Below are 12185 nucleotides of genomic sequence, written 5' to 3'. Positions count from 1 at the left end.
TGACCTTCAAGGGAGGATCCCAGGATTGCGTGCCGCATTCCGTGACGGCGACGGCGCCACCGGTTGATCCGCCCCCGAGAAATGCGGAACTGCGGATAGGCTGTTGGGAACAAGGGAGGATGGGCATCATGTCCACACAGAACTGGTGCGACGCACCCGAGATTCACCCGTCGAACATCCGGGTCGGCGATGTCATCGGCACGCGGAGCCCCACTGAATTGCACCTGACCGTCAAGATGATCAGTGGTCCGCAGAGCGGTCCGCGGCAGTGGACGTTCTTCAGCCGCGACGACAACGGCCAGCAGCGCACCAGCACGTTCGGCGAGGATGACGTAGTTCGCAGGTACGCCAAAGCGTCCTGACGACGCCCAGGACTCGGTCAACCGCCGAGTATGGACAAGGCCGGCACCACTGTAGTGGTCCGGCCTCTAGCTCCCCAAGTGGCTTCTACAGAAACGCGGGGAACTGCCCGCAAGCCTACAGCATGGCAGCCGGGAGTCCATCACCGCCGTCGAATATTAAGAGCGGCAAGGGATTTAGGATCACGGCGCGATCGCGATCGATTTCGTGTCCAGGTAGCTGTCGAGCCCTTCGGGTCCGAGTTCGCGACCGTAGCCGCTGGCTTTGACGCCGCCGAAGGGCGCGAAGGGATCCATCGTGTAGCCCTGGTTGACGCCGACGGTGCCGGTGTGGATGTGGGTGGCGATTGCCAGCGCGCGGTCGGTGTCGTTGCTCCACACCGCTCCGGCCAGGCCGTAATCGGAATCGTTGGCGATCGCCAGCGCCTCCTCGTCATCGCGGTAGGGGATGACGGTGATGACGGGACCGAAGATCTCTTCCCGCGCGATGCGCATGGTGTTGTCGGCCGCCGCGAACAGGGTGGGCCGGACATACCAGCCGCGGTCGAGTCCGTCGGGCATGTCGGCGCCACCGACGACGACGCGCGCCCCCTCGTCTCGCCCGATCTGGATGTAGTCGCGAACGCGCTGCTGCTGGCGCCGGGACACCAGCGGACCCAGCTGGGTGTCGGGGTCGTTGGGATCGCCGACGCGCAGGCCGCTCATTTCGGCCGCGAGCGCGTCCACGTATTCATCGTGGCGCCCTTGCGGCACCAGCACGCGGGTGAGCGCGTTGCAGATCTGGCCGCTGTTGGACAGGCTCGCGGATCGCACCCCGGCGGCCACCTTCTCCGGCGATGCGTCGTCGAGCACCAGGGCCGCGGATTTCCCCCCGAGTTCGAGGCTGACTTTGGTGAGGTTGGCCGCGCAGGATGCGGCCACGGCGCGGCCCGCCGTGGTGGAGCCGGTGAACGACACTTTGTCCACGCCACGGTGCGCGACGAGGTAGGCGCCGAGCGCGGCGTCGCCCGGGAGCACGCTCACCACGCCGTTCGGCAGGCCGGCTTCGGCGATCATCTCGGCTAAAAGCAGTGCGTCCAAGGGGCTTTCGGGTGCGGGCTTGAGCACGACGGTGCAGCCGGCCAACAGGGCTGGCACGAGTTTGGTGACGATGAGGAACTGGGGCATGTTCCAGGGCACGATCGCCGCGACGACGCCGACGGGTTCCCTGCGGACGTGCACGTCGCTCCCGAAGAAGCCGGGCCTCGTCTCCTGCCACGGATGTCTTTCGGCCAGGTCGCAGAACGCGCGCATCATGAATGCCGGCAGGCCGACCTGGGCGCGCTGGGCGAAGCCGATCGGTGCGCCGATCTCGGCCGTGATGGTGGTGGCCATCTCGGCGCGGCGTCGGTCGTAGATGTCGGCCAGGCGGCGGACCGCGGCGATCCGTTGCGCCGGCTCGCTGCGGCCCCAGGGTTCGAAGGCCGCACGCGCCGCGGCCACAGCCGTGTCGACATCGTCGGACCCCGCCGCATTGACCTCGGCGATGGGTTCCTCGGTGTGCGGCGAGATGACCTGCATGACGCCGGCCGCCGGCCGTGCGCCATCGCGTCCGGTGGTTTGCACTGCGGGGTTGTGGTCCATCCGCGCCTCCTGCGACCAATATCAACTACTTGCTATTGATGGTTCGAGGATATACCGTCGGCCGTGACGGAGCTCTCAGGGATCGGTGAAACCGATGCGCAGGTGGTTGTTTCGCGCAGGCAACGCCGTCATGAGTGGCTGGGCGCCCAGGGACTTTCCCGAGGTTCGACTGCTTAAGGAGCGATGATGGCTCGATTCCCCAAACCGCCGGAGGGTAGCTGGACCGAGCATTACCCCGAGTTGGGCACCGAACCGGTGTCGTACGAGGACTCCATCAGCCCCGAGATCCATGCGTTGGAACGTGACGCCATCTTCAAACGGGCCTGGCTCAATGTCGGTCGCGTCGAACAGGTCCCGCGCAAGGGAAGCTATCTCACCCGGGAGCTGAAGGTTGTCAATACCTCAATCATCCTGGTCCGCACGGGATCTGGTGATATCAAGGCGTATCACAACGTGTGCCGGCATCGGGGCAACAAGTTGGTGTGGAACGACATGCCGGAAGAAGAAACGCGAGGAGTGTGCCGGCAGTTCACGTGCAAGTACCACGGCTGGCGCTACGACCTGGACGGCAACCTCACCTTCGTGCAGCAAGAGGAGGAGTTCTTCAACCTCGACAAGAGTCGCTACGGGCTCGTGTCGGTGCACTGCGACGTCTGGGAAGGCTTCATTTTCGTCAACTTCGCCAAGACGCCCGAACAGTCGTTGCGAGAGTTCCTGGGGCCCATGATCACCGAGCTGGAAGGCTACCCCTTCGACAAGATGACGTCTCGGTGGTCTTATCGCTCAGAGGTCAAGGCGAACTGGAAGCTCTACATGGACGCCTTCCAGGAGTTCTACCACGCGCCGGTGTTACACGCGAACCAGTCGCCGACCGCGTACTCAAAGGCGGCCGCCGAGGCGGGTTTTGAAGCCCCGCACTACCGGCTGGACGGGCCGCACCGGCTCGTCAGCACCTCGGGGGTGCGGGCCTGGGAGATGGCGGCCGAGATGCGTAAACCAATCGAGGATATCTGTCAGAGCGGGCTGTTCGGCCCGTGGGACAAGCCCGATCTCGGGCCGATGCCTGACGGGCTCAACCCCGCGAAATGTGACCCGTGGGGCCTGGATTCGTTCCAGCTGTTCCCCAACTTCGTTATCTTGTTCTGGGGCCAGGGCTGGTATCTGACCTACCACTACTGGCCGACGTCGTACAACAGTCACATCTTCGAGGGCACGCTGTACTTCCCGGCGCCGCGCTCCCCGCGCGAGCGGGTGGCCCAGGAACTGGCGGCGGTGTCGTTCAAGGAATACGGGCTGCAGGACGCCAACACGCTGGAGGCGACCCAGAGCATGATCGAATCCCAGGTGATCGGCGAGTTCTTACTCTGCGACCAGGAGATCCTGATCCGGCACCTGCACAAGGAGACCGCGGCCTGGATCGATGACTATCGCCGGACGTCCACTGCGGGAGTGTGACCACGATGCCCACGATGCTGCCCGCCGAGTTCGCCGACCTCGAACCGTTCACCGACTGGTGCCTGCCCAGCGAACCGGAACGGTACGCCAAGAGGCTGGCCAGTTCCATGGTCGAAATGAAGGCCTTCTACGACGCGATCACCCCGCGGGCCGAAGAAGCGCTGACGTTCTGCGACAAGTTTTCTCTCGACGACCTGCCCGACGACGTCGCGAACCTGATGCACCTGCTCTATTCCATGATCATGGTGTCGTTCCCGGTGGAGTGCTGGAAGCAGCCCCGCGTCCCCGATTCGGGTGCTTCCACCCTGGACTGTGTATCCGAGCCGGTTCCGTGACCGATATGACCGTCCTGCGGGCGGCGCGATGGGCCGACGTCGTGACCGGCCAGATCCACGCGCCGGCCGTGGTGGTAGTCGGCGACGAGCGTATCACCGCGGTCAATCCCGAAGGGCCACTGCCGGACTCGGCCGCCATCGTCGATCTCGGCGACGTCACCCTGCTGCCGGGTTTGATGGACATGGAACTCAACCTGCTCATCGGTGGGCCCGGCGGACCGGAGGGTTTGCCGTCGCCCATGCATGGCGTGCAGGACGACCCGGCGTACCGCACGCTGCGCGGCGCGGTCAACGCGCGGACCACCCTGGAAGCCGGGTTCACCACGGTGCGCAATCTCGGGCTGATGGTCAAGACCGGGGGATATCTGCTCGACGTAGCGCTGCAGCGCGCCATCGACCAGGGTTGGCACATCGGACCCCGCATCTATCCCGCCGGCCATGCGGTCACTCCGTACGGCGGTCATCTGGACCCGACGGTGTTCCAGCGCTTGGCTCCCGGCGTCATGCCGCTGTCGGTGGCCGAGGGCATCGCCAACGGTGTGCCCGACGTGATCGCCTGCGTGCGTTACCAGATCCGGCACGGCGCCAAGCTGATCAAGGTCTCCGCCTCGGGCGGGGTGATGTCGCACAGCACCGCACCCGGCGCGCAGCAGTACTCCGATGCCGAGTTCGCCGCGATCGCGGACGAAGCCCACCGGGCCGGGGTCCGGGTGGCGGCACACGCCGTCGGCGACACCGCAATACAAGCCTGCATTCGCGCCGGGATCGACTGCATCGAACACGGCTTTTTGGCCAGCGACGAGACGATTCAGATGATGGTCGACCACGGCACCTTCCTGGTCTCGACGACGTATTTGACCGACGCCATGGCCATCGACCGCATCGCACCGGAGCTGCGCAAGAAAGCGCTCGAGGTGTTCCCACGCGCAAAAGCCATGCTGCCCAAGGCGATTGAAGCAGGAGTCCGGATCGCCTGCGGTACCGATGCGCCGGCCATCCCGCATGGCCAAAACGCCAAAGAACTGGGCGCCCTGGTGGAGCGGGGCATGACTCCCGCCCAGGCAATCCGGGCTGCCACGGTGGTCGCCGCCGAGCTGATCGACGCCGACGACGAGTTGGGCAGGCTGGCGCCGGGCTACCTCGCGGACATCATCGCCGTGCCGGGAGATCCCTTCGACGACATCGCCGCGACCCTCGACGTCCGCTTTGTCATGAAGAATGGGCAGATCTACAAGACGCCCGCGGCCTGACGGAGGCGGTCATGGAACTCACCGACAACATCCTGTGGCTACTCAAGCAGGCCTTCTACTATTCGCTGACCACCATCAACGAGGCCATGCGGCAACACGGTGTGAGCACCGCCCAGATCGGTGTGCTGCGCCAATTGACCAACGAACCCGGCCTGTCGGGCGCCGAATTGGCCCGACGCCTGCTGATCAGCCCGCAAGGCGTTCAACTCGCGCTCACCGCCCTGGAACGCCGCGGCCTCGTGGAGAGAAAGCAAGACCCCCGGCACGCCCGCATCCTGCGGGCCTACCTGACCGGCGAAGGCCGCAAGGTCGCCGAGACGGTCGTCAGCGACGCGATCGCCGCACACCAGGAAGTGTTCGGCGTGCTGACCGAGCACGAGCAACAGACGCTGCGCGAATTGCTGGGCCGCGTCGTCGAAAAGGGGACCGGGCATGAACTGTTCGCCGATCACGTCGACGGCTGACACCGCCTCCGGCGCGACGCCGTGCCACAGGCTGTGTCTAGTACTTGAGACCAATCGCAAGTAGTTGATACTCTGGCGGGGATGGGTGAAAACCGTATGGCAACGAATGTCGGTCCGGCGGCGGTGACCGGCGATGCCGCGGGCGCTGTCGACATGGCTGATTTGCCGGATGGCTTTGTGCCGCTTCGGATCAAACGCGTGGTGCCCGAAACCCGCGACGCCGTGTCAATCGTTCTCGATGTCCCGCGGGGCAGCGCGGGACAGTTCGGCTACCAAGCCGGGCAATTCCTGACGCTGCTGGTCTGCGTCGACGGACACGAGTACCGGCGCTGTTACTCGATGTCGTCTTCACCCGCGGTGGACGAAGATCTGCAAATCACGGTCAAACGCGACCGCAACGGCGTGGTGTCGAACTGGCTAAACGACACCGCCGCCCCCGGCGACCAGCTGTACGCCTTGCCGCCCGAGGGCCGCTTCGTCTTGAACGACAGCGATCGGCATCTGGTCGCGTTCGCCGGCGGAAGCGGCATCACACCGGTGTTTTCGCTGTTGCGTACCGCGCTAGCGTCCGGCACGCGCAGCGCACGGCTGTTCTACGCCAACCGAAACCGCGACGCGGTGATTTTCGACGAGGCGCTGGAGTCGCTGGAAAGGCGACACGCTGACCGCTTCGCCCGGCACCGCCATCTCGACGACCAAAACGGCTTCGCCACCCCGGCGGACATCGCCGCGTTCGTCGACAACGCCGACGACGCCGACTTCTACATCTGCGGTCCGAACGAGTTCATGGACACCGTGCGAAGCGCCCTGTCCGCGGCGGGCGTGCCGACCGGCCGCCTGCACATTGAGCACTTCGACGTGAACGACGTCGCCGCGGCGGCGCCACCCGATACCGACGTGGTCACCGATGAGGTCACCATCGTGTTGGACGGATCGACGACCACGGCGCCGTACTACGCGGGCAATACCTTGCTGCAGACGGCCCGTATGGCAGGCTTGCGGGCGCCGTCTTCGTGTGAGATCGGTTCCTGCGGAACGTGTATGGCCCGCCTGACCGAGGGTGGCGCCCGGATGATCAACAACGATGCGCTCGATCCGGACGAGGTCGAGGACGGCTGGGTGCTGACGTGTCAGGCCCTGCCCACCACCCCCACGGTGCGGGTGGTCTACGAGTGAGCGATAAGGCGGTCCACGGTGGAGCGGATTCGATGACCAGGGTGGCGGTGGTGACCGGCGGCGCTTCGGGCATGGGCGAAGCGACATGCCATGAATTGGGCCGCCGCGGTCTGAAAGTAGCGGTCCTCGATGCCAACGAGCATGCGGCGCAACGTGTCACCGACGACCTGCGCGCCGAGGGTGTGACCGCGCTCGCGGTGGGCGCCGACGTCACCGACCGGCCTGCCGTCGAGCAGGCCTTCGCGAAGGTGCGAAGCGAGCTGGGCCCGGTGACGGTCCTGGTGACCAGCGCCGGCATGTTCGACTTTTCGGCCTTCTTGGATATCACCGCCGAATCCTGGTCGCGGATCATGGACGTCAACCTCACGGGCACCTTTCATTGCTGCCAGGTCGCGCTCCCGGACATGGTGGAGGCGAACTGGGGCAGGATCGTGATGATCTCGTCGTCGAGCGCACAGCGTGGATCCCCATTCGCCGCCCACTATGCGGCGTCGAAAGGCGCGGTGATCACGTTGACCAAGTCGCTGGCCCGCGAATACGCGCCGCACGGAATCACGGTCAACAACATTCCGCCCTCGGGCATCGAGACCCCCATGCAACATCGGGGCCAGGCGGCGGGCTACCTGCCCTCCAACGAGCAGATCGCCAGCAATATCCCGTTGGGCTACCTGGGTACCGGGGCCGATATCGCCGCAGCGGTGGGGTTTTTATGTTCGGAAGAAGCCCGATACATCACCGGTCAGGTCTTAGGTGTCAACGGTGGAGCGGTGATGTGATAGTGAGGATGCGATGACCAGAGCAGGGCGGCCCCCGGAGGGCTCCTGGACCGAGCACTACCCCGAATTGGGAACCGGTCCCGTCTCTTTCAGAGACTCGACGTCTCGGGAGTTCTACGAACTCGAGCGTGAGGCGATCTTCAAACGGGCCTGGCTCAACGTCGCCCGGGTGGAGGAGCTGCCTCGAGTCGGCAGCTATCTCACCAAGGAGATCGAGGTCGTCGGCGCTTCGGTGATCGTGGTCAAAGGCAGAGACGAGCAGATCCGCGCCTTCTACAACGTGTGCCGACACCGCGGAAACAAGTTGGTGTGGAACGACTTTCCCGGTGAGGAGACCCGCGGCACGTGCCGGCAGTTCACCTGCAAGTACCACGGCTGGCGCTACGACCTGCAGGGTGCGTTGACATTCGTCCAGCAGGAATCGGAGTTCTTCGACCTCGATCGGGCCGAATACGGGTTGCGTCCGGTGCACTGCGACGTGTGGAACGGCTTCATTTTCATCAACTTCGACGCCGAACCGCGCCAGACCCTGCGCGAGTTCCTCGGCCCGATGATCACCGGACTCGACGACTATCCGTTCGCGAAGCTGACCGAACGCTACGACTGGGTGGCCCACAACAACAGCAACTGGAAGATCTTCGCCGACGCCTTCCAGGAGTATTACCACGTGCCCTCGCTGCACTCACAACAGGTGCCTTCGGAGGTCCGCGATCCCAACGCCGGATTCACCTGTGGGCACTTCCAACTCGACGGCCCGCACCGGTTGGTCTCGACCGCCGGGCGCCGCCGCTGGCTGTTGCCACCGGAATATATGTATCCGATCGAGCGGGCCACCCGCAGCGGGCTCGTGGGACCCTGGCGGACCCCCGACATCGGCGAACTGCCGGCCGGGCTCAACCCGGGAGGGATCGAGCCCTGGGGTATCAGCAATTTCCAGATTTTCCCGAACATCGAGATTCTGATCTACGGCGGGTGGTATCTGCTCTACCGGTACTGGCCCACCTCGCACAACACGCACCGATTCGAGGCCTACACCTACTTCCACCCGGCGGGCACCGTGCGGGAACGCGTCGAACACGAAGTCGCCTCGGTGGTGCTGAAAGAGTTTGCGCTGCAAGACGCCGGGATGCTCGGCGGAACACAGGCGGCACTGGAATACGGGATCGTCGACGACTTTCCCCTGGGCGACCAAGAGATTTTGGTGCGCCATCTGCACAAGGTCGTCGTGGACTGGGTCGAAGCCTATCGCCGCGAACAGGATCCGGTGGGAGTGTGACCATGCAAACCCGGTTGCCCAGCGCATTCGCCGAGCTGGAGGACTACGCCCAAACCTGGTGCCTGGCAACCGAAACCGAACGCTGGAATGCAAGGGTCAGCGCGTCGATGCCGGAGCTGCGCGACTTCTACGACGCGTTCTTCCCGCGCCTCGAAGAGGCGATCGACTACTGCGATAAATTTCCGCTCGACAGCTTGCCTGACGACGCGCTCAATCTGTTGCAGATGATCTATTCGCTGATCATGGTCGCCATGGCGGTGGAGATCATGCATCAACCGGCCCCGGTCGACGCCGCCGACGCCGTCATGACCCGGACCGGCTGGCCGGTGCCCTGATTCATCCCCCCGGAAAGGAGCGACCATGGGTCTGCTCACCATCACGAAACTCACCGAGTCCGTCGGCGCCGAGGTCGCGGGCCTGGAGCCAACGGCGCTGGCCGGTGACGACTCGGTCGGTGCGGCGGTCTTGGATGCGTTGGAAGACAACGGCGTTCTGGTCTTCCGCGGCCTGCGACTCGACCCTGCGGCCCAGGTCGGCTTCTGCCGCCGGCTCGGCGAGGTCGATCACTCCTCCGACGGCCACCACCCGGTGCCCGGTATTTACCCGATCACCCTGGATAAGTCCAAGAATGCCTCGGCCGCCTACCTGAAGGCCACCTTCGACTGGCACATCGACGGCTGCACACCGCTGGGCGACGAATGCCCCCAGAAGGCCACGGTGTTGTCGGCGGTGCAGGTCGCCGAATGGGGCGGGGAAACCGAGTTCGCCAACTCTTACGCCGCGTATGACGCTCTGACCGATGCGGAGAAGCAGCGGTTCGGCACCTTGCGCGTGGTGCACTCGCTGGAAGCCTCCCAGCGCCGCGTGTACCCCGATCCCTCGCCGGAACAGGTGCAGCGCTGGCGATCTCGGCGCACACATGAACATCCTCTGGTGTGGACACACCGCAGCGGCCGCAAATCACTGGTGTTGGGCGCCTCCGCGGACTACGTCGTCGGCATGGACCTCGACAAGGGCCGCGCCCTTTTGGAGGAGCTCCTGGAGCGCGCGACCGTGCCGGAGAAGGTCTACAGCCACAGCTGGTCGGTCGGGGACACCGTGATCTGGGACAACCGGGGGGTGCTGCACCGCGCCGCCCCCTACGACCCGGATTCACAACGCGAGATGCTGCGCACCACCGTGCTCGGCGACGAACCGATCGAATGACCACCGCCGACCAACATCCCCAGCGCCTCACGCCGCTGCCCGGCGACGAGTGGGACGAACGCGCCCGCGCGGCGTTAGCATCCCTGATCCCCACCGAGCGGGCGAACCCCGTTGGCGCAGGCAATGTTTTGTCGACCATGGTGCGTCACCCCGATCTGACCGCGGCCTACCTGCCGTTCAACGCGTACCTGCTCACCCGGTCGACACTGTCGCCGCGGATCCGCGAAGTCGCGCTGCTTCGCGTGGTGCACCGCAGCGATTGCGGTTACCTGTGGTCGCACCACATCCCCATCGCCCTGCGAGCCGGCCTGTCCGAAGCCGACATCGACGACATTCGGTCCGGCCGCTGCGCCGACCGGACGGATCAGGCGGTGATCCGGGCGGTCGACGACCTGACCAGTGACAGCACCATCAGCCAAGCATCCTGGGATCAACTGCGCCGGCTGTTCACCGACCAGCAATGCATGGATCTGACCTTCACCATCGGCGGTTACCTGCTGCTGGCCTTGGCCGTCAACACGTTCGGTGTCCAGGAGGAGCACGGGTAATCCCGCAGTCAGCACAACCATGAGGTGAGACTCGGAAACGCTGGCGCATGTGCTATCGCGTCTGCGAATCAACCTTCTGCCCGGAGCGATGTTCACGCACTAGGAATTGCATTTCGCAACTTTTCGGTGACCTCTCAGTGGCGCGGTCTTACGCTGAGATACTGGGTCCGGGAGGTTGATGATGAAGATCGCATCCGTCATCGCCCGCCAACTGCTGGACTGTAAGGCTCGGCCGCTGGTCGAGGTTGAAATCACCACTGACACAGGCTATATCGGTCGCGGCGCCTCACCGACCGGCACCTCGGTCGGCTCGCATGAGGCCTTCGTCTTGCGTGACGGAGACGAAAGCCAGTACAACGGGCTCAGCGTGCATCGCGCCATCGCCGCGGTGACCGACGAAATCTCCCCCGTCCTGGTCGGCGCGGAGCTCGACGATCCGCGGTCCCTCGACAGGATCATGATTGAACTCGACGGCACGTCGGACAAACACCGACTTGGTGGCAATGCGATCTACTCCACGTCGGTCGCGCTGCTCCGCGCGGCGGCCGCGGCGGCGGGCATGCCCACCTACACCTACGTCGGTGCCCTGCTCGGGCTCAAACCCGCGACCACGGTCCCGGTGCCCAGCTTCAACATGATCAACGGTGGTCACTACGGCGATGTCTGCCAGACGTTCAGCGAGTTCCTCGTCGTGCCGTATCGGGCGGACTCCATCCAATCGGCGGTCGAAACGGGTGTGACCTTGTTCGAGGCGCTGGGCGAGGTGCTGGCTGCGCGGCTCGGCCGCGCGCCCCTGCTGGCGTCGTCGTACGGATACATCGCACCGTCCAGTGACCCGCATGTCGTCATGGAGGTGCTGGCCGAGGCCGTCGAGCGCGCGGGGTGCGCCGACGTTGTCGCGTTCGCACTCGACTGTGCGTCGAGCGAGGTGTACGACAACGGCTCTGCGACCTACGCATTCAATGGCGCGCGGGTGAACGCGGAGGCGTTGATCGACTATGCCCGGGGCCTGTCGCAGGAGTTTCCGATGTTGTTCATCGAGGACCTGCTCGACGGCGATGACTGGGCCGGGTTCTCCAAAGCGGTGCGGACCGTGAGCCGTTCGCTCATACTGGGCGACGATTTGATCGTCACCAATCGTGATCGTTTGCAGCGGGCCGTCGAGACGTCCGCCGTAGACGGTTTCATCTTGAAGCCCAACCAGGTCGGGACCATTGCCGAGGCGCTGGACTGCTTCGAATACGCCACGCGGCACGCTATTCTGGCGATCCCGTCGGGCCGGTCGGGTGGTGTGATCGACGATGTGGTGATGGACCTGGCGGTGGGACTGGGAGCACCGTTCCAGAAGAACGGCGCACCGCGGTCGGGTGAGCGCATCGAGAAGCTCAACTTCCTGCTGCGTGCGGCAGAAGGTATCCCGGACTGCACGCTGGCGGACGTGCCGGCACTGGTGCGGTTCTGAGCGCATCCGGATCAGCGGCCGGCGAACAACGCCAGCTCTATCGCCACCGCGGCCCCGCAGACCGCCGACACGATCGAAAGTGCTATCCAATCATTGAGTTTCGGCCGCGACGGTGCCGCCGAGATCTGACCGGTGCCGCCCCGGGCGGTGATCGCATCGCCCATCTCGTCGGCGCGGCGCAGTGTGACGGTGATGACCGCGACGACCACGTCGATCACATCTACCGCCCGTCGCCTCGCACGGGCCCTGCGGGTC

The 12185-nt window shown here is 65.1% G+C and carries 13 protein-coding genes and 1 pseudogene; 12 read left to right on the top strand and 2 right to left on the bottom strand.

Annotation, left to right across the window (positions count from 1 at the left end; all coding sequences use genetic code 11):
• Positions 1 to 128 precede the first annotated feature (128 nt).
• Positions 129 to 362: a hypothetical protein gene (locus Q0W90_RS11010; protein WP_297593888.1), complete on the top strand. Its 234-nt coding sequence runs from the start codon at positions 129 to 131 to the stop codon at positions 360 to 362.
• Positions 363 to 542: 180 nt separating this feature from the next.
• Here Q0W90_RS11010 and Q0W90_RS11005 read toward each other — a convergent pair whose 3' ends face one another.
• Positions 543 to 1982, bottom strand: coding sequence for an aldehyde dehydrogenase (locus Q0W90_RS11005; RefSeq protein WP_297774525.1), 1440 nt, complete (start codon positions 1980 to 1982; stop codon positions 543 to 545).
• A gap of 186 nt (positions 1983 to 2168) precedes the next feature.
• Between Q0W90_RS11005 and Q0W90_RS11000 the strand changes: the two genes are divergently transcribed.
• The 11 genes from Q0W90_RS11000 (at position 2169) to Q0W90_RS10950 (ending at position 11930) form a co-directional block, all read left to right on the top strand.
• A complete protein-coding gene (locus Q0W90_RS11000; RefSeq protein WP_297593892.1) occupies positions 2169 to 3437 on the top strand; it encodes an aromatic ring-hydroxylating dioxygenase subunit alpha in 1269 nt (422 codons plus the stop codon).
• Positions 3434 to 3772: a hypothetical protein gene (locus Q0W90_RS10995; protein ID WP_297593894.1), complete on the top strand. Its 339-nt coding sequence runs from the start codon at positions 3434 to 3436 to the stop codon at positions 3770 to 3772. Before Q0W90_RS11000 ends, Q0W90_RS10995 begins: the two co-directional genes overlap by 4 nt.
• A gap of 5 nt (positions 3773 to 3777) precedes the next feature.
• Positions 3778 to 5022: an amidohydrolase family protein gene (locus tag Q0W90_RS10990; RefSeq protein WP_297774523.1), complete on the top strand. Its 1245-nt coding sequence runs from the start codon at positions 3778 to 3780 to the stop codon at positions 5020 to 5022.
• An 11-nt stretch (positions 5023 to 5033) separates the two neighbouring features.
• Entirely contained in the window at positions 5034 to 5486 is a 453-nt protein-coding gene (locus Q0W90_RS10985) for a MarR family transcriptional regulator (RefSeq protein WP_297593898.1), read from the top strand.
• Between the two features lie 153 nt (positions 5487 to 5639).
• Positions 5640 to 6662, top strand: coding sequence for a ferredoxin--NADP reductase (locus Q0W90_RS10980; RefSeq protein ID WP_363319568.1), 1023 nt, complete (start codon positions 5640 to 5642; stop codon positions 6660 to 6662).
• 32 nt (positions 6663 to 6694) lie between these two features.
• Positions 6695 to 7438, top strand: coding sequence for an SDR family NAD(P)-dependent oxidoreductase (locus tag Q0W90_RS10975; protein ID WP_297593902.1), 744 nt, complete (start codon positions 6695 to 6697; stop codon positions 7436 to 7438).
• 13 nt (positions 7439 to 7451) lie between these two features.
• Positions 7452 to 8714 carry an aromatic ring-hydroxylating dioxygenase subunit alpha gene (locus Q0W90_RS10970; RefSeq protein WP_297774520.1) on the top strand — a complete coding sequence of 421 codons (1263 nt, stop codon included), beginning with the start codon at positions 7452 to 7454 and terminating at the stop codon, positions 8712 to 8714.
• Complete coding sequence (locus tag Q0W90_RS10965; RefSeq protein WP_297593906.1) at positions 8711 to 9049, top strand: hypothetical protein; 339 nt, start codon at positions 8711 to 8713, stop codon at positions 9047 to 9049. The genes Q0W90_RS10970 and Q0W90_RS10965 overlap by 4 nt, the downstream gene beginning before the upstream one ends.
• A 25-nt stretch (positions 9050 to 9074) precedes the next feature.
• Positions 9075 to 9920, top strand: a complete 846-nt coding sequence (locus Q0W90_RS10960) for a TauD/TfdA family dioxygenase (RefSeq protein WP_297774518.1) — start codon at positions 9075 to 9077, stop codon at positions 9918 to 9920.
• On the top strand, positions 9917 to 10468 hold the full coding sequence (locus tag Q0W90_RS10955) for a carboxymuconolactone decarboxylase family protein (protein WP_297593910.1): 552 nt from the start codon (positions 9917 to 9919) through the stop codon (positions 10466 to 10468). Before Q0W90_RS10960 ends, Q0W90_RS10955 begins: the two co-directional genes overlap by 4 nt.
• Before the next feature lie 178 nt (positions 10469 to 10646).
• Positions 10647 to 11930 carry an enolase gene (locus tag Q0W90_RS10950; RefSeq protein WP_297774517.1) on the top strand — a complete coding sequence of 428 codons (1284 nt, stop codon included), beginning with the start codon at positions 10647 to 10649 and terminating at the stop codon, positions 11928 to 11930.
• An 11-nt stretch (positions 11931 to 11941) separates the two neighbouring features.
• On the opposite strand, the pseudogene Q0W90_RS10945 reads toward Q0W90_RS10950, so the two are convergent.
• Positions 11942 to 12185, bottom strand: a pseudogene (locus tag Q0W90_RS10945) (CbiQ family ECF transporter T component); the annotation flags it as partial.

Origin of the sequence: Mycobacterium sp., assembly GCF_025933915.1 — a bacterium.
GTDB lineage: Bacteria > Actinomycetota > Actinomycetes > Mycobacteriales > Mycobacteriaceae > Mycobacterium.
The sequence above is the reverse complement of the archived record's forward strand: the minus strand, read 5'-3'. Positions and strand labels throughout refer to the sequence as shown.